Origin of the sequence: Ruminococcus sp. AM43-6, from assembly GCF_003461785.1 — a bacterium.
Lineage (GTDB): Bacteria > Bacillota > Clostridia > Oscillospirales > Ruminococcaceae > Hominimerdicola > Hominimerdicola aceti.
This window is the reverse complement of record NZ_QTXU01000013.1, coordinates 1-23,538: the sequence shown is the minus strand read 5'-3', so window position 1 is coordinate 23,538 and position 23,538 is coordinate 1. Positions and strand designations below refer to the sequence as shown.

The following is a 23,538-nucleotide window of genomic DNA, read 5'->3' as shown; positions in this document are numbered from 1 at the left end:
GAAAGGATTTAGATTATGATTACAACTAAACAAAGAGCAGAACTCAAAGGTATGGCTTCGCTTATACAGCCTGCTTTTCAGATAGGCAAGGGCGGAGTTAATGACGCTCAGGTGGCACAGATAGACGATTATCTGAGAGTTCACGAGCTTGTAAAAATAAAGGTGCTTGACAACTCAATGTACACCGCAAGGGAAGCCGCAGAGGAGATCGCTGAAAAGATATCTGCTGAAGTCGTTCAGGTAATAGGCTCAAAGGCGGTACTTTATAAACGCAATAAGAAGCAGCCTGTTATAAAATTAAAGTCAAAGTAATGAAAATAGGTGTTTTCGGCGGCACGTTCAATCCTGTTCACTTAGGGCATTTAAATTGTCTTAAAAGCGTAGCCGAGCAGGCGGGTCTTGACAAGATGATCGTCATGCCTGACAGAATACCTCCACATAAGCAAGCGGAGGACTTAGCTTCCTCTGAGGATAGGTTGAATATGTGCAGACTTGCTTTTGCAGATATCCCATGTGTGGAAATATCCGATTGGGAACTTAAGCAAGAGGGCAAAAGCTATTCAGTGATAACACTCAGACATCTAAAAGAGATATATCCACATGATAAGCTGTTTTTTATAATGGGCAGCGATATGTTGCTTTCATTTGAAGAATGGTATCAGTATAAGGAGATATTATCACTTTCGGCACTTATCTGCGTTGCACGTTCGCATGAGGACATTGACCACATAGAGGTGAAAGCCAAACAGCTCAAAGCCGAGGGTGGAGAGATAATCATAGTAAAAACCGAACCATTTGAGGTGTCTTCAACTGAGATACGTCAAATGCTCAAAAAAAATGTTGATTGCTCTTGCTATTTGAGTGAAAATGTTGTACAATATATAGTGGACAAAAATTTGTATAACCGAGGTTTTCTAAGTGGCAGATAAAAAAACAATAGGCATTTATAAAGCATACCTAAAAGAACATTTATCAAAAAAGAGATACACACACTCTATGAACGTGGCAAATTCCGCTGTGGAGCTTGCAAAAAGATATGGTGCTGACGCAGACAAGGCTTATGTTGCAGGACTTTTGCATGATGTTGCAAAAGAGATACCAGCATTGGAGCTTGCGGCTATAGTTTCTAAATCTTCACTTGATGTGTGCGATATAGAGAAAAAGGCTGTTCCTCTGTTTCACGGTATTGCAGGGGCAGAGCTTGTGCAGACGCTTTTTGATATCCATGATCCTGAGATAATCTCAGCTATACGCTATCATACAGTTGCCTGTGGCAATATGCCCAAGCTTAGCCAGATAGTATATCTTGCAGACCTTATTTCTGCGGACAGGGATTATAAAGACGTAAAGAAAATGAGAAAGTATGCCGAACAAAGCTTGGAGAAAGCAATGTTTGAGGCTTTGAAATTCTCAATAAAAGACTCAGTGGAAAAGGGTAATACTATCCCTGTTTCCACACTTGAAGCATATAATGATTTTGCCGATAATTCAAAATAAAGGAGATTTTTATGGATAATATTTCACAGAATGAAAAGCTGTCAACTATTGTTAAAGCTCTTGATTCAAAAAGAGCAGAGGACATCAGGGTAATAGAGATCGGTGACCTGACTATAGTTGCGGATTATTTTGTTATAGCAAATGGTACTTCAAGCACTCAGACAAAGGCTCTTGCGGAGGAAGTTGAGTTCAAAATGAGCCAGCTTGGCATTGAACCTAACAGAACAGAGGGCTATCAGGGTGCAACTTGGGTCGTACTTGATTACGGTGATATCATAGTTCATGTTTTCTATAAGGAAACAAGAGATCATTACAATCTTGAAAGACTATGGTCTGATGGCAAGGATATCGACGTAAAGCAGTTCTTACCAGACGAGCCACAGGATCAATTTTGACAATTATAATTTAATAAAGGATTGATAAAGATGAAAGAATACAATTTTTCGGCCATAGAAAGCAAATGGCAGAAATACTGGGACGAGCATAAGACCTTTGAGGCAAGCAATGACTTTTCGAAGAAGAAATTTTACGGACTTGTAGAGTTCCCATATCCGTCAGGTCACGGTATGCACGTTGGACACATCAAGGCTTATTCTGGTCTAGAAGTTGTAAGCCGTAAAAGACGTATGCAGGGCTATAATGTTCTTTTCCCTATAGGCTTTGACGCTTACGGTCTGCCTACAGAGAACACAGCTATCAAAACAGGTGTTCACCCAAGAAAGGTAACAGACGACAATATCAAGAAGTTCACGGGGCAGCTCAAAAGAGTAGGTTTTTCATTCGATTGGTCAAGAGTTATTGATACGACCGATGAAAACTACTATAAGTGGACACAATGGATATTCCTTAAAATGTTTGAGAATGGTCTTGTATTCAGAGATAAGACCCTCGTAAACTATTGCCCAAGCTGTAAGGTCGTTCTTTCAAATGAGGATTCACAGGGCGGTCACTGCGATGTTTGCCACAGCGAGATAGTTCAGAAAACTAAAGAAGTATGGTATCTGAGGATCACAGAATACGCTGACAAACTTCTTCAGGGACTTGAAGAAGTTGACTATCTGCCTAATATCAAACTCCAGCAGCAGAATTGGATAGGAAAATCAACAGGTGCTTTTGTAAACTTCAAGATCAAAGAGCAGGACGAGCAGCTCAAGATCTACACTACACGTCCTGACACACTTTACGGCGTTACATTCATGGTAATCGCTCCTGAACATCCTATTATCCAGAAATACAGAAATAGTATTGCAAACATTGCTGACCTTGACGCTTATAAGACAGAGTGTGCAAAGAAGAGCGAATTTGAGAGAACTCAGCTCGTTAAGGATAAAACAGGCGTTAAGATAGACGGTCTGACAGCTATCAATCCTATCACAGGCAAAGAGATACCTATCTACATCTCAGACTATGTTATGATGGGATACGGCACAGGCGCTATCATGGCTGTGCCTGCTCACGATACAAGGGACTATGATTTTGCAAAGAAGTTCGGCATTGACATAATCGAAGTCATCAAGGGTGGCGACATTTCTAAGGAAGCCTACACAGGCGACGGCGAAATGGTCAACTCTGGTGAGCTTAACGGCATAACAAACAAGAAAGAAGCTATCGAAAAGATGCTTACTGTTCTTGAAAAACTGGGCTGCGGTGAAAAGGGCGTTCAGTATAAGATGAAAGACTGGGCTTTCAATCGTCAGAGATATTGGGGCGAGCCTATCCCGATAGTACATTGCCCTCACTGCGGAATGGTCGCTGTGCCATATGATGAGCTTCCACTTAAATTGCCACCGGTAGAGAACTTTGAGCCTGGTACAGACGGCGAAAGCCCTCTGGCTAAGATAGACTCTTTCGTACACTGCAAATGTCCTAAGTGTGGCTGTGACGCAAAGAGAGAAACAGATACAATGCCACAGTGGGCTGGTTCTTCATGGTACTTCCTGCGTTATTGCGATCCTAACAACAATGATGAGTTTGCTTCACAGGAAGCACTGAAATATTGGATGCCTGTTGATTGGTATAACGGTGGTATGGAGCACGTTACACGTCATATGATCTATTCACGTTTCTGGCACAAGTTCCTCTACGACCTCGGTCTTGTACCAACTTCAGAGCCTTATGCAAAAAGAACAGCTCAGGGTCTTATCCTTGGACCTGACGGTGAGAAGATGAGTAAGTCAAGAGGAAACGTTGTTGACCCTAACGATGTTGTTGACGAATACGGTGCAGATGTTCTCAGACTTTATGTTCTGTTCATGGGTGACTATGAAAAGGCAGCTCCATGGAGCGAGAGCAGTGTTAAGGGCTGTAAGAGATTTGTGGACAGAATTTGGGCTTTGCAGGATAAGGTAGTTGACAGCGACGAGTACAGCGACAAGCTGAGATCGCTCATGCACAAGACTATCAAGAAGGTATCAGATGATATCGAGTCAATGAAGTTCAATACTGCTATTGCCGCAATGATGACGCTTCTTAATGAGATATATAACGTTGGTTCTATCACAAAGAAAGAGTTCAGAGATCTTCTTATCATACTCAATCCTTTTGCACCTCATGTTACAGAAGAACTTTATCAGATGATAGGTTGCGAGGGAGTTCTTGACGAGCAGGAGTGGGTAACATATGATGAAGCACTCTGCAAGGACGATACTATCGAGATCGTTTGTCAGATAAACGGCAAGGTAAAATCCAAGCTCACAATACCTACAGACGCAGCTAAGGACGACGTTATCGCACTCGCTAAGGCTGACGAAGCTATCGTCAAGGCAACGGAAGGCAAAAATATAGTCAAGGAAATCTATGTTCCTAACAAGCTTGTAAATCTGGTTGTGAAGTAAGCGAAAATTTCCTCAGAAAAATCAAAAAAAGAGCCAGAAAGCTATTGACTTTTTGGTGGAAATATAGTATAATTAAATTTGTAATTATATCGGTTTTATAAATTCCGCAGATTAAAGACAGAGCGGTCCGAAAGAGTAGGACTGGGGGGAACGTAAAGCGTTTCAGTTTGCTTTTGCAGACACCTTCACTATCACCGTTGATTTTCGGAAATGCCGATAGAATTGCCTCTGTCACAGGTGGCAAAGGGAGGGAATAATTTTGGCAGAAATCCGTGTTGGAAAGAACGAAACTTTGGATACAGCACTTAAGCGTTTCAAGAGATCATGTGCAAGAGACGGCGTTATCGCAGAGGTTCGTAAAAGAGAACACTACGAAAAGCCTTCGGTAAAGCGTAAGAAGAAGTCCGAAGCTGCTCGTAAGCGTAAATACTAATATGTAATTAAAGGCGGGCATTTTTATGTCCGCTTTTTATTTTATACTACAGGAGTTTTTTTATGTTCAAACCAACTTATGTTTTTGACAAGGTAGGAGAGATAACCCCCGATTTTCTTGCTAAAAAGCATATCAAGGGGCTGCTCCTCGATCTTGATAATACGCTGACAACACATAACAATCCCATTCCCCCACAGTCGAGTCTTGATTGGCTTGCTAAGATGAAAGCGGCAGGGATAAAGCTTATGATCGTTTCAAACAATCATGCTCCAAGGGTAAAGCCTTTTGCAGAGCAGTTGGAGCTTGACTTTGTACCTGAAGGCAAAAAACCGCTGACCTTTGGATATACCAAAGCTATAGCTAAGCTCGGGCTTAATAAGAAAAATGTTGCGGCTGTTGGCGACCAGATATTCACAGACGTGCTTGGCTCAAATCTGAAAGGTATACGCTCCATATTCGTGTTCCCAATAGAGCCTGAAACGAGCCTGCCGTTTAGATTTAAAAGAGCCTGTGAAAAGCCGTTTTTACCAAAGCTCAAATAGCATAAAACGAAAGGAATGATACTAATGTCGGCAAAATTTGGACCTGCGGGAAACAGCGAGGCTTTTTCCATTAAATATAAAACAACACTTCAAGCTCCGGGATATCTCGAAGCAATGGGGCTTGACCACTATGAATATCAGTGTGGCAGGGGAGTTAAGGTCTCCGATAAAATAGCTTTTGCCTTGAAAGATAAGGCTAAAGAGCACAATGTCACGCTTTCGCTCCATGCGCCGTATTTTATTTCGCTTTCAAGCCTTGAAGCTGAAAAGCGTGACAACAGCATAAATTATATTCTGCAATCCTGTGACGCTGCAAGCAGAATGGGTGCTGATAGAATAGTTATCCATTCAGGAAGCTGTGCGAAAATAAGCAGAGAGGACGCTTTGGAACTTGCTAAAGATACTCTCACAAGGGCTAGAAAAGCAGCCGTTGAGCAGGGCTTTGAACATATCGTTTTTTGCCCTGAAACTATGGGTAAGGTAAATCAGCTTGGTAACTTAACAGAAGTGCTGGAGCTTTGCAAGCTTGATGATACGTTCCTGCCGACAATAGATTTCGGACATCTCAACGCAAGGGAGTTCGGCTATATAAAAGGTAAGGCAGAGTATGAAAAAATGCTTGATGAAGTGGAAAATGCTATTGGTCACGACAGGCTTAAAATATTTCACAGCCATTTTTCTAAGATAATGTTTACAAATCCAGGCGGCGAGAAAAAGCACCTGACTTTTGACGATAATCAAGGCTTTGGACCTGACTATGAGCCGCTTATGGAGATAGTCGCAAAGAAAGATCTTTCACCTATATTCGTCTGTGAAAGTGCAGGCACTCAGGACAAGGACGCACTGACAATGAAGAATTATTATTTGTCGGTGAAATAAAGATAGGAGAGTATTGATATGAAAAAAATACTTGTTATACATGGTCCTAACCTCAATCTTCTGGGCGAGCGTGAGCCTGGAGTTTACGGTACAGATACATTCGAGAGTATAAACAACGAGATAATCGAGCATGCAATGAAATATGAGTTTCACTGCGACGTTTATCAGTCAAACCATGAGGGTGAAATAATCGATAAGCTTCACCTTGCTAGAAAAAATTATGACGGCGTTATACTTAACGCAGGCGCTTATACACACTATAGCTATGCTATCAGAGACGCCATCGCCGCAATAAAGATTCCTGTCGTTGAGGTACATCTGAGCAATATACACTCCCGTGACGAATTCAGACACACTTCTGTTATCGCACCTGTATGCGTGGGTCAGATAAGCGGGTTCGGAAAGTATTCATACTACATGGCTGTTGACGCTTTGTATTACAAATGGAAAAATGAAAGCGGTGCAGAAAATGACTGATCTTGAAAAACTTTGTTCACGAGTAACAGAAGCGGCAGATTGTGCTGTTATCACTGACGATGTGAACAGAAGATATTTCACCGCAATGAAATCAAGTGCAGGAACACTAGTGGTTTTTCCAGAAAAAGCGTATTTTATCATAGATTTTAGATATATTGAAAAGGCAAAGAAAACTGTCACAGCTTGCGAGGTCATTTTGCAGGACAAGCTCTATGAGCAGATAAACAGCCTTATTAAAAAGCATGGTGCAAAAACAGTTTCTGTTAATGCCGATACCTGCACACTTTCCGAGCTTATCGCATATCAGCAAAAGCTTAATGCTGAGGTCATCGCAGACACAAAGCTTGCGGAAATAATACGAGAGATCAGAACAGTTAAATCCCAAGAGCAGATAGACAAGATAATCAAAGCACAGCGTATCGCTGAAAAGGGTTTTGCACATATGCTTGACTTTATCAAGGTCGGCAGAACTGAAAAAGAAATTCAGCTGGAGCTTGACTATTATATGCTTAAAAATGGTGCTGAAGCTCTGTCTTTTGACACTATTGCACTTTCAGGCTCTAATACTTCGCTTCCACATGGTGTACCATCTGACAAAAAAGTTGAGAGCGGTGAGTTCGTGCTTATGGATTTCGGAGCAACTTATGATGGCTGGCACAGCGATATGACTAGAACTGTATGCGTAGGCAAACCTAGTGACAAGATGAAGTCTGTATACGAAACTGTTCTTACTGCACAGCTTTCAGCTCTTGACGCAGTAAAGGCAGGTATGCCAGGAAAAGCACTTGACAAAATAGCAAGGGATATCATAACTGAAGCAGGCTATGGAGATAATTTCGGCCATTCTCTCGGACATGGCGTGGGAGTTGAGATACATGAAAGCCCTTATGCTTCGCCTAGCAGGGAAGATATATTGCCTGAAAATTCGATCGTAACAGTAGAGCCAGGTATTTATCTTGAGGGCAAGTTTGGTGTAAGAATAGAAGATTTTGTTGTTGTTACAGAAAACGGATGTATCAATATGACAAAAGCCCCTAAAGAGCTTATTTGCTTGTAACTTTTTTTGATTTTTTGGTAAAAAAGTTTTCAAAAGCTATTGCAATAAACAAATAAATATGGTAAAATAAATATAGAGGTATGCGGACATTTTGAACTGTGTACACATTAATTAAGAATGTTTATGGAGGTACTAAATAATGGTAACTGCTGGTGATTTCAGAAACGGCGTGACTTTTGAAGAGGACGGCAACGTAATGCAGATCGTTGAGTTTCAGCACGTTAAACCTGGTAAGGGTGCAGCGTTCGTCAGAGCAAAGGTTAGAAATGTAATTTCAGGTTCTGTTGTTGAAAAGACATACAATCCAACAGCTAAATTCCCAACAGCATATGTTGAGAGAAAGGATATGGAGTATTCTTACAATGACGGCGATCTTTATTATTTCATGGATCCAGAGAGCTATGAGCTTGTTCCAGTAAACAAGGCTGAGCTTTCAGATAACTTTAAGTTCGTAAAGGAAAACATGGTATGTAAGATCCTTTCTTACAAGGGTACAGTATTCGGCGTAGAGCCTCCATACTTTGTTGATCTTGAAGTAACAGAGACAGAGCCTGGTATCAAGGGCGATACAGCTACAAATGCTACAAAGCCTGCAACAGTTGAAACTGGTGCTGAGATCAGAGTTCCTCTGTTCATCAACACAGGCGACAGAATAAGAATCGATACTCGTACATGTGAGTACATGGAAAGAGCATAAGTTTTAACCTTTACGGTTTTTTTAGAAACGGAGGGAATATTATGGAGCTGTCAAAGAAGGTTGCATATTTAAAGGGACTTATGGAAGGTCTAAAGATTGACGATTCCACAAACGAGGGAAAGATATTGACAATTATGGCTGATATTCTTGATGAGATGTCTGCTACAGTTGAAGATATTGCCGAAGAAGTTGACGAAACAGTTGAGCTTGTAGATACTCTTGACGAGGATCTCGGCGAGATAGAAGATCTAATTTATGGTGATGATGACGACGACGATTGTTGTTGCGACGATGATTGTTGTTGTGATGATGACGATGATGATGATGATGACGCTATGTACGAGTGTGTATGCCCTAACTGTGGTGACACAATAATGCTTGGCGAGAACATTATCGCTGATGGTTCTATTGAATGTCCAAACTGTGGAGAGAGCCTTGAGTTTGATTTCTCAGAAATTGAGGACGAGGACAACGAGGATTGATCTCATAAAAAGTGTTCAGCAAAATTTAATAATGTGTTTCAGGGGTGGTGAAATTCCACACCGGAGGTGATCGAATAGTATTCGTAAGTCCTCGACCGCAGAAATGCGCTGATTCGGTGAAAATCCGAAACCGACGGTAAAGTCCGGATGGAAGAAACGACAGATCAATAACGCATAAATTGCACCCTGATTTTATTTTCAGGGTGCTTTTGCTTTTGCTGCTGTTTCTCCCGATAATTTTATTATTTGGAGGAATTAAAATGACAAGTGATAACACTATGCCAAGAAATAAAACTTTTACAACAAGAAAAATGGTAACGGTGGCAATGCTCAGCGCCATAGCTACTGTGATATATTACCTTGATTTTCCTGTGCCGCTTATGCCAGGATTTATCAAGCTTGACCTTTCAAACGTTATATCCCTGCTGGCAGGTTTCTCAATGGGACCTATTGCAGGCGTGATCGTTTGCCTTATCAAGAACGTTATCCAGTTGATTATAAAGGGACTAGGCACAACAATGGGTATCGGCAACATCTTCGACTTTGTAACAAGCGCAGCTTTTGTGCTGACGGCTTCTGTTATATACCATAAGAAAAAAACCAGAAAGAATGCTATCATAAGCTGTATCATTGGCACTTTGGTTTTCACAGTAATAAGCTTACCGTTGAATTATTTTATCGTTTATCCTATATACTTTAAAGCATTCGGCGGAGAAGCTGCTATACTCGGTATGTACCAGCAGATAATGTGTAGCGTAAAGAATATTTTCTCTGCACTGTGTATTTTCAATCTGCCTTTTACTTTTGTGAAGGGTATTATTTGTGCATTGGTCACAATTCTTATTTATAAGCCTTTGTCGCCTATTCTTAAAGGCAAAGACTAAAACAAAATTAATGCTGAACACAAAAAAAGCCTTGGCAGGCACATTCCTGTCAAGGCTTTGATATTTATTATTTAACTGCTTCAAGAAGATCATTGATCTTGTCTGTCTTTTCCCAAGCTACATCAAGATCCTCACGTCCCATATGACCATAAGCTGCAAGCTGCTTGTACTGTGGCTTTCTAAGGTCAAGGTTCTTGATTATTGCAGCAGGGCGAAGGTCAAATACCTTTTCTACAGCTGCCTCTATCTTTTCATCAGAAACCTTTCCTGTGCCGTATGTGTCGACCATGATTGAAACAGGGTTAGCAACACCGATAGCGTACGCAAGCTCAACCTCGCACTTCTTGGCAAGACCTGATGCAACGATATTCTTTGCAACGTATCTTGCAGCATATGTTGCGCTTCTGTCAACCTTTGTAGGATCTTTTCCAGAGAAAGCACCACCACCATGACGAGCATATCCACCGTATGTGTCAACGATTATCTTTCTTCCTGTCAGACCACTGTCGCCCTGAGGACCGCCGACTACGAATCTTCCTGTTGGGTTTACAAAATAAGTAGTGTTCTCATCGAGAAGTTCGGCAGGGATAACTGTCTTTATAACGTTCTCGATAATATCTTCTCTTATCTGCTCCAGTGTTACAGCGTCATCATGCTGTGAAGAAACTACAACAGCGTCAACTCTTGTTGGCTTGCCATCATCATATTCAACTGTTACCTGAGTTTTTCCGTCCGGTCTGAGATATGGCAAAGTGCCGTTCTTTCTAACTTCTGTAAGTTTAAGAGCAAGCTTGTGAGCAAGTGATATAGGCATTGGCATAAGTTCAGGTGTTTCGTCGCAAGCGAAACCGAACATGATACCCTGATCGCCTGCACCTGTATCGAATGCGTTTTCAGCTCTGCCTTCGAGAGCATTGTCAACACCCATTGCAATATCAGGCGACTGCTTGTCTATAGTTGTGAGAACTGAACAGGTGTGTCCGTCAAAACCATACTTGGCTCTGTCATAGCCTATACCGACAACTGTATCTCTAACGATCTGTGGTATGTCGATTATAGCCTTTGTTGTTATCTCGCCCATGCACATTACTACACCTGTTGTAGTGACCGTTTCGCAGGCAACTCTTGACATAGGATCCTGCTCCAGCAGAGCGTCAAGTATAGCGTCAGAGATCTGATCGCATATTTTGTCAGGATGTCCCTCAGTAACCGACTCAGATGTAAATAAATACTTTGACATAAAAATACCTCTTTTCTGAATATTTGTTAATCTAAAAACAGCCACAAAAAAAGCGCTTCATTCCGAAACGCTTGAAATTACTCAATTTCCTCATCTTTCGGAAATAACCGCAGGATTTAGCACCTTAACTAACGCTAGGTTGCTGGGCTTCACAGGACCTGTTTCCTCCACCACTCTTGATAAGGCTATTTAATTTTAACAAAATATATTATACACCATATATCGACTATTGTCAACTGTTTTACACATAATTATAGATTATTTTAATGTTTCGTAATAAATCAGCAAATGCTAATAAAAGCATTGACTTACTAGGACAAGTTCGTTATAATATAAAAAGAGGTGAGTTTTTTTGAAAAATGACAATTCAAATATAAGAACATTGTTTCTGACCTTTCTTAAGATAGGCGTTTTTACCTTTGGCGGAGGATATGCAATGATAGCCTTGCTTGAAACAGAATTTTGTGTGCGCAAAAATTGGCTTGATAAAAAAGAATTTCTCGATATGACAGCTATATCAGAGTCCACCCCCGGACCAACTGCTGTAAACAGTGCTACATATATCGGCTACAAAATAGGAGGTGTGTTGGGTGCTATTGCGGCAACTGTCGGTGTGTGCATACCGTCGTTTTTTATAATCTACATAATATCACTTTTCTTTGACAAATTTCTGTCTTTAAAAGTAGTCTACGCTGGATTCCGTGGCATTCAGGTAGGCGTAATATATCTCATACTTACTGCAGGACTAAGAATGTTGAAAGCACTTGATAACACATTGCTTGACAAAATTATAATGCTTGGAGTTTTCATAATGATGATACTTTTCACACTTTTTTCTGTGAAGTTTTCATCAGTATTTTATATTATCATAAGTGGTGCTGTGGGCATTGCCGTGTATCTGATTAAAACCCTCAGAAAGAGAAGTACATTAAAATGATATATCTCAAGCTTTTTCTCATTTTTCTTGAAATAGGCGCAGTGTCATTCGGTGGAGGATATGGAATGATATCCATTATCCGTGAAAAAGTTCTTACCTTTGGCTGGCTCAGTGAGGACGAATTTGTGAACTTTATTGCCGTATCTGAGTCCACCCCTGGACCACTTGCAGTGAACATGGCGACCTTTGTAGGCTCATCGCAGGCAGGCTTCATAGGCGGATTGATAGCCACCCTTGGCGTTGTGTTGCCTTCGTTCGTGATAATATTCATCATAGCTTCGATCATGAAGGATTTGCTTAAATACTCAGGGATAAAAGCAGTGCTTTCAGGCATTCGTCCTTGCGTTGTTGCGATGATACTCGCCACTGGCATTACAATGGCTTTATCTTCACTGCTAAATATCACCACCATAAATTCAAAGCCTGCTTTTGACTATAAAGCGTTGATAATATTCCTGCTCATAGCCTTGTCAGATGTGCTTCTTTTGAAACTGAAGAAATTCAAGCTCTCACCGATCGCAATTATCGTAAGCTCCGCCTTTCTCGGCATAATATTCTATTAAAAAAAGCTGTAACACCGCAAAGTGCTACAGCTTTTAATTTTTGTGATATGAAAATTAACCCAGAAGCTTTTTAAGTCTCTCGTCAACAGCCTTAAGGAAGTCCACTGTATTTACTTTCTTCTTATTTTCAAGTGTAGAAAGCAGATAAAGGTCGCCTGTCATAACTCCGTCTTCGATAGTTTCAATAGTTGCCTTTTCAAGACAATCAGCAAAGTTCATAAGTTCAGGCAGGTTATCGAGTTCGCCTCTTTTTCTCAGAGCGCCTGTCCATGCGAACAGTGTGGCAACTGAGTTTGTAGAAGTTTCTTCGCCCTTGAGGTGCTTGTAATAGTGTCTCTGAACAGTGCCGTGAGCAGCCTCATATTCATAGATTCCGTCAGGTGAAACAAGAACAGAAGTCATCATAGCCAGTGAGCCATAAGCAGTAGCCACCATGTCAGACATTACGTCACCGTCATAGTTCTTGCAGGCCCAGATATAACCGCCATTTGAACGGATAACTCTTGCAACAGCATCGTCGATAAGAGTATAGAAATACTCGATACCAGCCGCTTCAAACTTAGCCTTGTACTCGTTATCGTATATCTCCTGGAAGATATCCTTGAATGTGTGGTCATACTTCTTTGAAATAGTATCCTTTGTAGCAAACCAAACATCCTGCTTCTTATCAAGTGCAAAGTTAAAGCAAGCTCTTGCGAATGAAGCGATAGAAGTTGACTTGTTGTGCTGACCCTGAATGATTCCGTCGCACTCAAAGTTGTAAATTGTTTCTCTAGTTTCCTTGCCGTCCTTGTCAGTGCAAACAAGTTCTGCCTTTGAGCCAGCAGGGCATTTCATTTCAACATTCTTGTAAACATCGCCGTATGCGTGACGAGCGATAGTGATAGGCTTTGTCCATGTAGGAATGTATGGAGTGATACCCTTAACAAGGATAGGAGTTCTGAAAACTGTTCCGTCAAGAATAGCCCTGATAGTGCCGTTAGGGGATTTCCACATTTCCTTGAGGTTGTATTCAGGCATTCTCGCAGCGTTAGGTGTGATAGTTGCACACTTAACAGCAACGCCGTATTTCTTTGTAGCGTTTGCGGAATCAACAGTTACCTGATCGTCGGTCTCATTTCTGTGAACAAGACCAAGATCATAGTATTCTGTTTTAAGGTCAATATATGGAGTAAGAAGAATATCCTTTATATCCTGCCAGATAATTCTGGTCATTTCGTCGCCGTCCATTTCAACGAGCGGTGTTTTCATCTGAATTTTTGCCATTGGTAAGACCTCCTATAAAGTAATAATGGAATATCCGTTGTTTTTAGCTATCGCAGATATCTTTTTGTAAACGTCAAGACTTGCAATGATAAGCTCGTAGCTGTCGCTGTCAATATCTATCATACATATGCAAGCATCTTTGAGAGTGCTGTTTAACTTATGTACACACTCCTCAGCGTCATCATCGTCATCAGCCTCAAAGTCGTCTGTATAGCTTTCGATCAAGCTGTAGTTTTTAAGCTGTGAAAGTCCCCAGATAATATTCTCGACCTCCTCTGAATAGTCGCAAGGGAAGAGATAGCCGTTTTCTTCAAGTTCGTCTATCATACCTATCCAGCAGATATCGTCAATATCATTTGCTTCCCTGTCAGAAACAACTACGCCTCTTTGCAAATATCTTGAAGCGTTTTTCTCAGCATAAGCCCAAGGGTCATTTGCACATTCACGAAGCTTTGAAACAACTTCGCTGTCATTGTCCGTAATCAATGCGGCAATATCGGTAATAAAAGAATAGTCCTTCATTGCCGGTGTGCTGTCCTTTGTGCCGAAAAGTTTCGAGAAAATCCCCATAGGAACCTCCATATCAGACTTTATTATTTTGAGAGCTGTTCTCTTGTATAGTCAAGCAGACCACCTGCAAGGATAATATCCTTTGTTCTGCCTGTAAGCTCGCAGAGAACTGGTATCTCAACACCTGTTGTCTTATTCACAACAGTAAGCTTAGACATATCAGCCTCAACGTCTGCACGAACGTCAGCAAGAACGATCTCATCGCCCTGATTTATCTTGTCATAGTCAGCTTCATTTACAAATGTGAGCGGAAGGATACCTGCGTTGATAAGATTAGCTCTGTGTATTCTTGCAAAGCTTTTAACAAGAACAGCCTTTATGCCAAGATAGAGAGGAGCAAGTGCTGCGTGTTCTCTTGATGAACCCTGACCATAGTTTGAGCCGCCAACGATTATTGACTTGCCCATGTTCTTTGCACGTCTTGGGAAGTCCTCATCACATACTGTAAAGCAGTGCTGTGAAATAGCAGGGATATTTGAACGCAATGGAAGTATCTTTGCGCCTGCCGGCATGATATGGTCTGTAGTGATGTTGTCGCCCACCTTAAGTGATACCTGACAATCGATGCTGTCATCAAGCGGTGAAGTCTGTGGGAAAGGCTTGATATTTGGTCCTCTAAGAACCTCAACGCTGTCCATATCAGCCTCGTCAGCTGGCGGAACAACCATATTGTCGTTTATCTTGAAATGTTTAGGAAGCTTGAACTCAGGCATATCTCCAAGTGTTCTTGGGTCAGTGAGGTAGCCTGTGAGAGCTGAAACAGCAGCCATTTCAGGTGATACCAGATAGATCTGACCGTCCTTTGTGCCTGAACGGCCCTCGAAGTTTCTGTTGAATGTTCTAAGTGAAACACCCTTTGAGTTAGGTGACTGACCCATACCGATACATGGACCGCAAGCGGATTCAAGTATTCTTGCGCCTGCTGCTATCATATCAGCAAGTGCGCCGTTCTCAGCGATCATGTTAAGTACCTGCTTTGAGCCTGGAGCGATTGCAAGTGAAACGCTAGGGTCAACTGTCTTGCCCTTAAGAATGTGAGCTACTTTCATCATGTCAACATAAGAAGAGTTTGTGCATGAGCCGATACAAACCTGATCTATCTTAAGCTTTCCGATCTCATTTACGCTCTTAACGTTGTCAGGAGAATGAGGACAGGCAGCCAGTGGTACAAGCTGTGAAAGATCGATATCTATCTGTTCGTCATAAACAGCGTCATCATCAGCCTTAAGCTCGCTCCATACGTCAGCTCTGTCCTGAGCCTTCAAAAATGCAAGTGTTGTTTCGTCAGAAGGGAAGATAGATGTAGTTGCACCAAGCTCAGCACCCATATTTGTGATAGTTGCTCTCTCAGGGACTGTAAGTGTCTTTACGCCCTCGCCGCAGTATTCTATAACTTTGCCTACGCCGCCCTTTACAGACATTCTTCTGAGAACTTCAAGGATAACGTCCTTAGCTGATACCCATGGAGAAAGCTTGCCTGTGAGATTTACCTTTACTATCTTAGGATATGTGATGTAATAAGCACCACCACCCATTGCAACTGCAACATCAAGTCCACCTGCACCTATAGCGATCATTCCGATACCACCGCCTGTTGGAGTGTGGCTGTCAGAGCCTATAAGGGTCTTACCTGGTATGCCGAAACGCTCAAGATGTACCTGATGACAGATACCGTTTCCGGGACGTGAAAAATAAATGCCGTGCTTCTTGCAGACAGAACCGATAAATCTGTGGTCATCGGCATTCTCAAAGCCTGACTGAAGCGTGTTGTGGTCGATATAAGCTACAGACTTTTCCGTTCTGACACGAGGAACGCCCATTGCCTCATATTCAAGATAAGCCATTGTACCTGTTGCGTCCTGAGTAAGCGTCTGGTCGATACGGATACCGATCTCCTGACCCTTAACAAATTCGCCGTCAACAAGATGTGCTTTAAGTATTTTTTCTGTTAAAGTAAGTCCCATTGTAACAACAATCCTTTCAAAAATAACTGATATTAATATTTTATAACAAATTGCGATTTTTGTCAAGGTAAATATAAACATTTGCTTGATTTTATAGCGTTTTAATGCATATTTTTGCATGGTATACGTCGATTTACTGTATAAATTTTCATTTCTTACGATATCCTTACTTGACACGGCAAAGCGTATATTATATAATAGTTGTGTTATCAGAGAAAACAAGGCGGTGAAAAGCATGAAATCAAAAACTGTTTTGATATTTTTATCGGCGGTGATACTATGTCTGACAGGCTGTACAGAGTCACAAAAGCCCACAACAGTTGTGGATAATTCCTCTGCCGTGACTACATCATCAAGTGCTGACAGCGAAAGCGGAAGTGATAAATACTATGACAGCACGCCTATATCTCAGGCTTATCTCTCAGGCAATACAGCAAATCTTGATGATAAACAGCTTGAAATATACAACAAAGCCGTTTCGACGATAAATGACCTTATCACACCTGACATGAGCGATTATGAAAAAGAGCTTGCGATACATGATTATATAGTTGGCTGTGCAAGCTATGACGAAGCACATCTCAATGCGCTTGGTATTGGTCTGCCGAACTCAGATAATCCATACGGCTGTCTTATAAACGGAAAAGCAATATGCTCAGGTTACTCCACAACGTTTCAGCTTTTTATGGATATGCTGGAAATACCCTGCAAGACCATATACGCCACAGATTTTGAAGGTGACGATCATTCATGGAACATAGTTCAAATAGGAGAAAGCTGGTATTATGTTGACGTCTGCTGGGACGATCCTATCCCTGACTTTACGGATAGACCAGTAAGGCACAAGTATTTTAACGTCTCAAAAGAATACATGAAAACAAAACACGTCTGGGACGATACAGAGCTTCCTGATACAGATAGTATAAAGTTCAGCTATATTACGCAGACAGTTACGCATATAAACTCAGTAAATGAGATAGAGAGCCTTATGGAAAAGGCTTTGGATAATATGCAGGATAGCGTGGCGGTAACGTCAGATATGAGCGATTTCCAATTCAGTGAAACTGACCAGATAGACACGAACTTCAATGAGGAAAATATCAAAGGGCTTAGCAAAGTTTTTGACAGCTTCTGCGAAAAGCATACAGATCATCAAGTATACTGTCAACGCGTCCAAAACGGAAATGATATAGTTTTGGTGATATACATGAGAAAATTCAGATAGGAGAGAGCAATGAAATTCAGACCTTGCATAGATATCCATAACGGTAATGTAAAACAGATAGTGGGAGGAAGCCTTTCTGACAAAAACAATTATGCTGTGGATAACTTCGTTTCAGAATATGACGGAGCTTATTATGGCAAGCTTTATAAGTCATACGGACTGACAGGAGGACATATTATTATACTGAACCCTGTCGGCAGCGAATTTTACAACGCAGACCTCGAACAAGCCTACAGTGCATTATCCGCATTTGAGGGTGGATTGCAGATAGGCGGCGGAATAAATGACGAAAACGCCGCACAATTTCTTGAAAAGGGCGCAAGCCATGTTATCGTGACGAGCTTTGTTTTCAAAAACGGTGTTGTTAATTTCGATAATCTGAACAGACTGGTGAAGTCCGTTGGCAAAAGCAGACTTGTTCTTGACCTTTCCTGCCGCAAAAGGGACGGAAAGTATTATGTGGTGACAGACCGCTGGCAGAAATTCACTGACATCGAAATGAACAGCCAGACCCTAGAAATGTTCTCAGAATACTGTGATGAATTTCTTATCCATGCCGTTGACACAGAGGGCAAAGCAAAGGGCATTGAGCCGCAGATAGCAAAGATAATGGGAAAATACTGCACCATTCCATCGACCTATGCCGGAGGAATTTCATCATTTGAGGATCTCGATAACCTGAAAGAACTTGGAAATGGAAAGATAGACTTCACCATTGGCTCTGCCCTTGACATTTTCGGTGGAAATATGAACTTTGAAAAAGTCGCTGTCTACGGCAAATAGTCCTGCCTTATGCAATAAACACAATATTTATAGCTGTTTTCTGCATATTTTGGCACAAAAAGATTTGCAATTTAAGTGTAAATATGTTATAATATTATGATACTAATTCAGAAAGGACGAGTTTTTATGTCTAAGATCCGAGTTGCCGTTATTTTCGGCGGAAAATCAAACGAGCACGACGTATCTGTTGTTTCTGCAACTCACGTTATAAAGAGTATACCAAAGGACAAATATGATGTTATTTGTATCGGAATAACAAAAAAAGGTCACTGGATGAAATATATAGGAGATGTTGACGATATTGCGTCAAACAAATGGGAACAGCACCCTGATAATGTTCCATGCGTTCTCAGTCCTGACCCTCTTCACAAGGGCTTTATCGCTCTTGGAGAAAACGGCGAATATCAGAATGTAAAAGTTGACGTTATTTTCCCAGTCCTTCACGGAAAGAACGGTGAAGACGGCACTATTCAGGGGCTTTTTCAGCTTGCTGAGATACCATTTGTAGGCTGTGACTGCATATCCTCTGCAAACTGCATGGATAAGGGACTTACACACACTGTTCTTGACGCAAACGGCATAAAGACAGCAAAGTGGGTAGGCATTATAACCTCAGAGCTTTCACATCTTGACAAAAAGTGTGACGAAATGGAAAGCAAGCTTGGCTATCCAATGTTTGTCAAGCCTGCAAACTGCGGTTCTTCTGTGGGCGTTTCAAAAGCTAAGGACAGAGATGAACTTAAAGCTGCCATAAAGCTTGCATTTGCTCATGACAGCAAGGTCATTGTAGAAGAAACTATAGTTGGCATGGAGTGCGAGTGTGCGGTAATGGGCAATGACGAGCCTTTTGCTTCAACTGTCGGTGAAGTATGCTCTGCAAATGACGAGTTTTACGATTTTGACGCAAAATATAATGACGCCGCTTCCAAAACGCTTATCCCTGCAAGAATGAGCGAGGAGAGCATTGAAGAAATAAGAAAGACGGCTGTCAAGGCATACAGAGCAATGGGCTGCAGCGGACTTTCAAGAGTAGACTTTTTCCTTATGAAAGACGGCACTGTTATTCTTAACGAGATAAATACTCTCCCAGGTCACACGCCTATAAGTATGTATCCACAGCTTATGCAGTACGAGGGAATGACCCCTGCACAGCAGGAAGATAAGCTTATCAAGCTGGCACTTGATAAGGCGGAGGTTGATTATGAATAACGCCGCCATTGGAGTTTTCGACTCAGGAGTTGGCGGGCTTACCTGTGTGAAAGAGCTTATAAAGCTTCTGCCAAATGAAAATATTGTTTATCTTGGCGACACGGCAAGAGTGCCATACGGCTCAAAAAGCAGAGAGACTATAATGAGCTATGCCAGACAGGATATAGAGTTTCTTAAACAGCATAACGTTAAAATGATACTCGTTGCTTGCGGTACAGTTTCTTCTGTATTGCCTGCAATGGATATAAAGTCAGATATCTCCATAAGCGGAGTTGTTGAGCCTGCGGTAAAGGCTGCCTGCTCTGCTACAAAGAATAACAGGATAGGCGTTATAGCCACAAGTGCGACCATAAAGAGCGGCATTTACGGCAAAGCTATAAGAAGCATTAACCCTAACATCAAGGTGGTCGGCAAGGCTTGTCCTATGTTCGTGCCACTGGTAGAGAATGGCTATACTGCCCCTGATTGCGTGCCTGCAAGGTATATCGCACAGGAGTATCTTGAAATAATGAAAAAAGAAGACGTTGATACTCTTATTCTCGGCTGTACTCACTATCCACACCTCACTGAACTAATTTCAGATATAATGGGCGAGGGTGTAACACTTGTTTCATCAGGTGCAGAGCTTGCGAAATATGCACTCAACTCCCTTTCATACAGCGATGATACGGCTGAAAGAGAAGAGCGTGAGAGCCTTGAGCTTTACTGTACCGACAGCGTTGAGCTGTTTTCTGAGAATGTTGAACGTTTTCTCGGAAACAATATCAATGCACAAATATCAAAATGCAGCCTAAAGCTGTAAACTGGAGGATTTTATTTGACCAGCAAGGAAGTATCAATAAAACTTGTTAGCCGTCAAAGCGACGGTAATACAAAAGAAGAAACAGAGCTTATCTCAGCAGGACTTTATGAAGCAACCGAAAAAGGATATCGCATATCGTATGAGGAGTCTGAGGCAACAGGATTTGAAGGAAGCGTTACAACGCTAGAAACCGAAGGCTGCCGCAAGGTGACTATGAACAGAACCGGAACGGTTGAAGCGAATCTTGTTGTTGATATAGGCGAAAAGCAGCATTGCGTTTATGGCACTCCATACGGTGATTTTATGATAGGCATAACCGCTAAAACCATAAGATCAGATCTTGACGAAAACGGTGGAATGCTTTTCTTTCACTATGTTTTAGATGTCAATTCAAGCTATATCGGTGATTTTGAGATAGCTATAGAAGTAAAAGCGGCAAATGTTGTCGCATAATTATATTTGGAAGGACGGAAAAATAATATGACTAATCTCATAAGCGACGCATTTATTCAGGCTAAGGAGCTTGTAATGAAGGCTATGGGCGAGCTTGTTGCAGACGGAACTTTTCCAGCAGAGCCTGTTCCTGCATTTAATACGGAGATACCTGCCGACTCAAAAAACGGTGACGTTTCCACTAATGCCGCAATGGTATGTGCAAGACCTTTCAGAAACAATCCAAGAAAAATAGCAGAAGCTATCGTATCCAAGATAGACCTTAACGGCTCATACTTTGCAAGATGTGAAGTGGCAGGTCCTGGGTTCATCAACTTTTTCTATTCTCCTGAATGGTATGCAACTGTAGTTGCCGCTGTTTTGGAGCAGAAAGAGAAATACGGTGAAACTGACCTTGGCGCTGGGAAGAGCGTTCTTGTGGAATTTGTTTCTGCAAATCCAACAGGTCCTATGCACATAGGCAATGCAAGAGGCGGAGCTATAGGCGATTGTCTTGCGTCTGTTCTTGAAAAGGCAGGCTATGAAGTAGCAAGAGAGTTCTATATCAATGACGCAGGCAATCAGATAGAGAAGTTCAAGACTTCACTCGAAGTTAGATATCTTCAGATATACAAGCCTGAAACTGAGCTTCCGGAGGACGCTTATCAGGGTCAGGACATAATCGACCATGCAAACGCATTCAATGAGATATACGGCGACAAGTATGTGAACGCTGACAGCGAGGAACGCCGTCAGGCACTTTGCGATTTTGCTCTGCCAAAGAATATTCAGAAACTCCACGACGACCTTGGCAAATATAGAATACAGTATGACAAGTGGTTCAACGAAAGCACACTTCATAAGGACGGCTCAGTTCAGAGAGTTATCGAACAGCTCAAAGCAAGCGGTCATACCTATGAAAAAGACGGTGCCCTTTGGTTTAAAACAACAGAGTTCGGTGACGAAAAGGATAGAGTTCTCGTTCGTGAAAACGGTGTGCCAACATATCTTGTGCCTGATATCGCATATCACTACAACAAGCTTGCAGTAAGAAAGTTCGATAAGGCTGTAGATATTTTCGGTGCGGACCACCACGGATATATAGCTCGTATTAAAGCTTCTATGACAGCACTTGGTGTTGACGCTGACAGACTTGACATTGTTATCATGCAAATGGTAAACCTTGTCCGTAACGGTGAAAAGTATAAGCTTTCAAAGCGTTCAGGAAAAGCTATCACACTTTCTACTCTTCTTGACGAGATACCGATAGACGCAGCAAGATTTTTCTTCAATCTCCGTGAGCCTAACTCTCACTTCGATTTTGACCTTGACCTTGCTGTATCTCAGACAAGCCAGAATCCAGTTTACTATGTACAGTATGCACACGCAAGAATTTGTTCTGTCCTTAAAAAGATGAACGAAGAGGGCATTGAAGTTAAGAGCCTCGACAAGGCGGCTCTCAGCGTCCTCACAGCGCCTGAGGAGCAGGAGATGATAAAACACCTTGCTACTCTGCCAAACGTTATAAACGAGGCTGCAAAGGCTTATGACCCAGCTAAGGTAACAAAGTATGTTATAGACCTTGCTACAATGTATCACAAATTCTATAACAACTGCCGTATCATGGGAGAAGACGAGAGCGTTATGCAGGCAAGACTTTCACTTTCACTTGCAGTTAAGCAGGTAATAAAGAATATTCTTGATATGCTCAAGATAACTTGCCCAGAGTCTATGTAATAAAATATCAGACCCGACCGTGGAAAACTCTACGATCGGGTCTTTTGTTATTTTTGGGTATTTCTTATGTAGTGGAATAGATATTGCTGTGCAATGCCCTCAACACCCTTCACACAAGAGGGAAGTCCGTTCGGATACCACTGTGCAAGCACTCGCTTCACCCACACGTCTTTTGGGAAAGCGTCCGTTTTGTAAAAGCCGAAAAGCAGTGTACAATCAGCAACTTTCGGACCAACACCCTTGATCTTCATAAGCTCGTTTCGTGCATCGTCAAGGGGCATTTCTTTTATCTTTTGGTAGTCTATCTCACCGCTCAAAACCTTTTCAATGGCGTCAACAAGATATTTTGCTCTGAACCCTGAACGCAGATACGCAAGGCTGTCTATAGTTTCATCTGCCATATCTTCGGCAGAAGGGTAGCCGCTATAATGCTCACACAAACGTCCTATAATGCCCTTTATCCTTGGGATATTGTTGTTCTGACTTATTATAAAGGAAGATAACGCCTCCCAACTGTCCTGCCTGAGTATTCTTATGCCGCCTGCAAATGAGCAGGCTTTTGACAGAGTTTCGTTCTCAGAGAAGCGGCGTTTAAGCTCCCCGTAATCAGTATTCAGGTCAAAATAATCGATCCAAATGTTTTCAAAGTTCTGCACAGTAGTGTCATGAAGCCTAAACACGCCATTTTCGGGTTCCTCACTTATGGTAAGTTTGTTGTTAAGGAAAGCTCCGCTGTAAGTTTTTTTATCTATCTTCTCCCAGCGAAAAGCCTGTCCGCAATCAAGTGTATCATCTAGTCCAAAATCAGACTGTTTCAGCAAAATGTCACTGCCGCTTTGTGTATAATCCATAAAATTCAGCTCCTATTTATTATAAAATCATCGAATCTACTTGCAAAATTCTACAAAAAATATTATACTATAAATATTAGTATTTTTCAAGCGGATAAAATAAACATATCTAAGAAAGGTGTAGTGCTACAATAGATATTGGACAAAATTAAGAAAAAAGAAAAGAGAGATAGACAA

At 41.6% G+C, this 23,538-nt stretch carries 26 protein-coding genes and 2 riboswitches; of the genes, 21 read left to right on the top strand and 5 right to left on the bottom strand.

The genetic code is table 11. The features are described 5' to 3' along the window. Window positions 1–15: 15 nt before the first annotated feature. The 13 genes from DW938_RS08395 to DW938_RS08335 all read left to right on the top strand — a co-directional run bounded on the left by DW938_RS08395 (window position 16) and on the right by DW938_RS08335 (window position 9,782). Window positions 16–312 carry a YhbY family RNA-binding protein gene (locus DW938_RS08395; RefSeq protein ID WP_118124481.1) on the top strand — a complete coding sequence of 99 codons (297 nt, stop codon included), beginning with the start codon at window positions 16–18 and terminating at the stop codon, window positions 310–312. Continuing rightward, the gene (nadD, locus tag DW938_RS08390) at window positions 312–929 is read left to right on the top strand and encodes a nicotinate (nicotinamide) nucleotide adenylyltransferase (RefSeq protein WP_117897259.1); all 618 of its coding nucleotides are present in this window, start codon (window positions 312–314) and stop codon (window positions 927–929) included. The genes DW938_RS08395 and nadD overlap by 1 nt, the downstream gene beginning before the upstream one ends. Continuing rightward, window positions 919–1,497 (top strand): bis(5'-nucleosyl)-tetraphosphatase (symmetrical) YqeK, encoded by a 579-nt coding sequence (gene yqeK, locus DW938_RS08385; protein WP_046439317.1) that lies wholly within the window; start codon window positions 919–921, stop codon window positions 1,495–1,497. Before nadD ends, yqeK begins: the two co-directional genes overlap by 11 nt. An 11-nt stretch (window positions 1,498–1,508) precedes the next feature. Then, window positions 1,509–1,892 carry a ribosome silencing factor gene (gene rsfS, locus DW938_RS08380; protein WP_118124480.1) on the top strand — a complete coding sequence of 128 codons (384 nt, stop codon included), beginning with the start codon at window positions 1,509–1,511 and terminating at the stop codon, window positions 1,890–1,892. Window positions 1,893–1,922: 30 nt separating this feature from the next. Then, entirely contained in the window at window positions 1,923–4,331 is a 2,409-nt protein-coding gene (gene leuS, locus DW938_RS08375; RefSeq protein ID WP_022286884.1) for a leucine--tRNA ligase, read from the top strand. Window positions 4,332–4,590: 259 nt separating this feature from the next. After that, a complete protein-coding gene (gene rpsU, locus DW938_RS08370; RefSeq protein WP_002847085.1) occupies window positions 4,591–4,764 on the top strand; it encodes a 30S ribosomal protein S21 in 174 nt (57 codons plus the stop codon). Between the two features lie 62 nt (window positions 4,765–4,826). Then, the gene (locus tag DW938_RS08365; RefSeq protein ID WP_117876041.1) at window positions 4,827–5,306 is read left to right on the top strand and encodes a YqeG family HAD IIIA-type phosphatase; all 480 of its coding nucleotides are present in this window, start codon (window positions 4,827–4,829) and stop codon (window positions 5,304–5,306) included. A gap of 24 nt (window positions 5,307–5,330) precedes the next feature. Beyond that, window positions 5,331–6,185 carry a TIM barrel protein gene (locus tag DW938_RS08360; RefSeq protein WP_117927583.1) on the top strand — a complete coding sequence of 285 codons (855 nt, stop codon included), beginning with the start codon at window positions 5,331–5,333 and terminating at the stop codon, window positions 6,183–6,185. A gap of 18 nt (window positions 6,186–6,203) precedes the next feature. Next, window positions 6,204–6,662, top strand: coding sequence for a type II 3-dehydroquinate dehydratase (gene aroQ, locus DW938_RS08355; RefSeq protein ID WP_118124479.1), 459 nt, complete (start codon window positions 6,204–6,206; stop codon window positions 6,660–6,662). After that, the gene (locus DW938_RS08350) at window positions 6,655–7,719 is read left to right on the top strand and encodes an aminopeptidase P family protein (RefSeq protein ID WP_118054144.1); all 1,065 of its coding nucleotides are present in this window, start codon (window positions 6,655–6,657) and stop codon (window positions 7,717–7,719) included. The genes aroQ and DW938_RS08350 overlap by 8 nt, the downstream gene beginning before the upstream one ends. Window positions 7,720–7,858: 139 nt before the next feature. After that, window positions 7,859–8,416, top strand: coding sequence for an elongation factor P (efp, locus tag DW938_RS08345; protein WP_022286889.1), 558 nt, complete (start codon window positions 7,859–7,861; stop codon window positions 8,414–8,416). A gap of 41 nt (window positions 8,417–8,457) precedes the next feature. Next, window positions 8,458–8,898, top strand: a complete 441-nt coding sequence (locus DW938_RS08340) for a CD1247 N-terminal domain-containing protein (protein WP_118059729.1) — start codon at window positions 8,458–8,460, stop codon at window positions 8,896–8,898. Between the two features lie 30 nt (window positions 8,899–8,928). After that, window positions 8,929–9,061, top strand: a riboswitch (FMN riboswitch). A gap of 97 nt (window positions 9,062–9,158) precedes the next feature. Beyond that, the gene (locus tag DW938_RS08335; protein WP_242992458.1) at window positions 9,159–9,782 is read left to right on the top strand and encodes an ECF transporter S component; all 624 of its coding nucleotides are present in this window, start codon (window positions 9,159–9,161) and stop codon (window positions 9,780–9,782) included. A 67-nt stretch (window positions 9,783–9,849) separates the two neighbouring features. On the opposite strand, the gene metK is transcribed toward DW938_RS08335, so the two are convergent. Continuing rightward, entirely contained in the window at window positions 9,850–11,022 is a 1,173-nt protein-coding gene (metK, locus tag DW938_RS08330; RefSeq protein WP_118124478.1) for a methionine adenosyltransferase, read from the bottom strand. An 87-nt stretch (window positions 11,023–11,109) separates the two neighbouring features. Next, window positions 11,110–11,208: riboswitch (SAM riboswitch) on the bottom strand. Between the two features lie 166 nt (window positions 11,209–11,374). Between metK and DW938_RS08325 the strand changes: the two genes are divergently transcribed. Together DW938_RS08325 and DW938_RS08320 are read left to right on the top strand one after the other, a co-directional pair. Next, the gene (locus tag DW938_RS08325) at window positions 11,375–11,959 is read left to right on the top strand and encodes a chromate transporter (RefSeq protein ID WP_242992457.1); all 585 of its coding nucleotides are present in this window, start codon (window positions 11,375–11,377) and stop codon (window positions 11,957–11,959) included. Then, window positions 11,956–12,522: a chromate transporter gene (locus DW938_RS08320; RefSeq protein WP_118124477.1), complete on the top strand. Its 567-nt coding sequence runs from the start codon at window positions 11,956–11,958 to the stop codon at window positions 12,520–12,522. Before DW938_RS08325 ends, DW938_RS08320 begins: the two co-directional genes overlap by 4 nt. Before the next feature lie 54 nt (window positions 12,523–12,576). Here DW938_RS08320 and DW938_RS08315 read toward each other — a convergent pair whose 3' ends face one another. Genes DW938_RS08315 through DW938_RS08305 form a run of 3 tightly spaced genes read right to left on the bottom strand, consistent with a single transcriptional unit; the run spans window position 12,577 to window position 16,322 of the window. Next, on the bottom strand, window positions 12,577–13,788 hold the full coding sequence (locus DW938_RS08315) for an NADP-dependent isocitrate dehydrogenase (protein WP_038671977.1): 1,212 nt from the start codon (window positions 13,786–13,788) through the stop codon (window positions 12,577–12,579). 12 nt (window positions 13,789–13,800) lie between these two features. Further along, window positions 13,801–14,358: a DUF6630 family protein gene (locus DW938_RS08310; protein ID WP_118124476.1), complete on the bottom strand. Its 558-nt coding sequence runs from the start codon at window positions 14,356–14,358 to the stop codon at window positions 13,801–13,803. A 23-nt stretch (window positions 14,359–14,381) separates the two neighbouring features. Then, the gene (locus DW938_RS08305; protein ID WP_118124475.1) at window positions 14,382–16,322 is read right to left on the bottom strand and encodes an aconitate hydratase; all 1,941 of its coding nucleotides are present in this window, start codon (window positions 16,320–16,322) and stop codon (window positions 14,382–14,384) included. Between the two features lie 235 nt (window positions 16,323–16,557). Here DW938_RS08305 and DW938_RS08300 point away from each other — a divergent pair, with 235 nt between their 5' ends. The 6 genes from DW938_RS08300 (at window position 16,558) to argS (ending at window position 22,510) form a co-directional block, all read left to right on the top strand. Beyond that, complete coding sequence (locus DW938_RS08300; protein WP_181984395.1) at window positions 16,558–17,547, top strand: transglutaminase domain-containing protein; 990 nt, start codon at window positions 16,558–16,560, stop codon at window positions 17,545–17,547. Window positions 17,548–17,556: 9 nt separating this feature from the next. Continuing rightward, window positions 17,557–18,330 carry a phosphoribosylformimino-5-aminoimidazole carboxamide ribotide isomerase gene (hisA, locus tag DW938_RS08295; RefSeq protein WP_118124473.1) on the top strand — a complete coding sequence of 258 codons (774 nt, stop codon included), beginning with the start codon at window positions 17,557–17,559 and terminating at the stop codon, window positions 18,328–18,330. A gap of 126 nt (window positions 18,331–18,456) precedes the next feature. Next, on the top strand, window positions 18,457–19,539 hold the full coding sequence (locus DW938_RS08290; protein WP_118124472.1) for a D-alanine--D-alanine ligase family protein: 1,083 nt from the start codon (window positions 18,457–18,459) through the stop codon (window positions 19,537–19,539). Beyond that, window positions 19,532–20,341, top strand: a complete 810-nt coding sequence (gene murI, locus DW938_RS08285) for a glutamate racemase (protein WP_022286900.1) — start codon at window positions 19,532–19,534, stop codon at window positions 20,339–20,341. Before DW938_RS08290 ends, murI begins: the two co-directional genes overlap by 8 nt. A gap of 15 nt (window positions 20,342–20,356) precedes the next feature. Beyond that, complete coding sequence (locus DW938_RS08280; RefSeq protein WP_022286901.1) at window positions 20,357–20,794, top strand: DUF1934 domain-containing protein; 438 nt, start codon at window positions 20,357–20,359, stop codon at window positions 20,792–20,794. Between the two features lie 27 nt (window positions 20,795–20,821). Then, a complete protein-coding gene (gene argS, locus DW938_RS08275; protein WP_118124471.1) occupies window positions 20,822–22,510 on the top strand; it encodes an arginine--tRNA ligase in 1,689 nt (562 codons plus the stop codon). Between the two features lie 47 nt (window positions 22,511–22,557). Here argS and DW938_RS08270 read toward each other — a convergent pair whose 3' ends face one another. Further along, window positions 22,558–23,361, bottom strand: a complete 804-nt coding sequence (locus DW938_RS08270; protein ID WP_117876054.1) for a DNA glycosylase — start codon at window positions 23,359–23,361, stop codon at window positions 22,558–22,560. Window positions 23,362–23,538 lie beyond the last annotated feature (177 nt).

Coding starts and splice junctions, on each gene's coding strand:
- DW938_RS08300 (WP_181984395.1), top strand. CDS start 16,558: ATGAAATCAAAAACTGTTTTGATATTTTTATCGGCGGTGATACTATGT.
- metK (WP_118124478.1), bottom strand. CDS start 11,022: ATGTCAAAGTATTTATTTACATCTGAGTCGGTTACTGAGGGACATCCT.
- DW938_RS08340 (WP_118059729.1), top strand. CDS start 8,458: ATGGAGCTGTCAAAGAAGGTTGCATATTTAAAGGGACTTATGGAAGGT.
- argS (WP_118124471.1), top strand. CDS start 20,822: ATGACTAATCTCATAAGCGACGCATTTATTCAGGCTAAGGAGCTTGTA.
- aroQ (WP_118124479.1), top strand. CDS start 6,204: ATGAAAAAAATACTTGTTATACATGGTCCTAACCTCAATCTTCTGGGC.
- DW938_RS08360 (WP_117927583.1), top strand. CDS start 5,331: ATGTCGGCAAAATTTGGACCTGCGGGAAACAGCGAGGCTTTTTCCATT.
- DW938_RS08310 (WP_118124476.1), bottom strand. CDS start 14,358: ATGGGGATTTTCTCGAAACTTTTCGGCACAAAGGACAGCACACCGGCA.
- rsfS (WP_118124480.1), top strand. CDS start 1,509: ATGGATAATATTTCACAGAATGAAAAGCTGTCAACTATTGTTAAAGCT.
- nadD (WP_117897259.1), top strand. CDS start 312: ATGAAAATAGGTGTTTTCGGCGGCACGTTCAATCCTGTTCACTTAGGG.
- efp (WP_022286889.1), top strand. CDS start 7,859: ATGGTAACTGCTGGTGATTTCAGAAACGGCGTGACTTTTGAAGAGGAC.
- leuS (WP_022286884.1), top strand. CDS start 1,923: ATGAAAGAATACAATTTTTCGGCCATAGAAAGCAAATGGCAGAAATAC.
- hisA (WP_118124473.1), top strand. CDS start 17,557: ATGAAATTCAGACCTTGCATAGATATCCATAACGGTAATGTAAAACAG.
- DW938_RS08320 (WP_118124477.1), top strand. CDS start 11,956: ATGATATATCTCAAGCTTTTTCTCATTTTTCTTGAAATAGGCGCAGTG.
- DW938_RS08350 (WP_118054144.1), top strand. CDS start 6,655: ATGACTGATCTTGAAAAACTTTGTTCACGAGTAACAGAAGCGGCAGAT.
- murI (WP_022286900.1), top strand. CDS start 19,532: ATGAATAACGCCGCCATTGGAGTTTTCGACTCAGGAGTTGGCGGGCTT.
- DW938_RS08290 (WP_118124472.1), top strand. CDS start 18,457: ATGTCTAAGATCCGAGTTGCCGTTATTTTCGGCGGAAAATCAAACGAG.
- DW938_RS08395 (WP_118124481.1), top strand. CDS start 16: ATGATTACAACTAAACAAAGAGCAGAACTCAAAGGTATGGCTTCGCTT.
- DW938_RS08365 (WP_117876041.1), top strand. CDS start 4,827: ATGTTCAAACCAACTTATGTTTTTGACAAGGTAGGAGAGATAACCCCC.
- DW938_RS08270 (WP_117876054.1), bottom strand. CDS start 23,361: ATGGATTATACACAAAGCGGCAGTGACATTTTGCTGAAACAGTCTGAT.
- DW938_RS08305 (WP_118124475.1), bottom strand. CDS start 16,322: ATGGGACTTACTTTAACAGAAAAAATACTTAAAGCACATCTTGTTGAC.
- DW938_RS08335 (WP_242992458.1), top strand. CDS start 9,159: ATGACAAGTGATAACACTATGCCAAGAAATAAAACTTTTACAACAAGA.
- DW938_RS08315 (WP_038671977.1), bottom strand. CDS start 13,788: ATGGCAAAAATTCAGATGAAAACACCGCTCGTTGAAATGGACGGCGAC.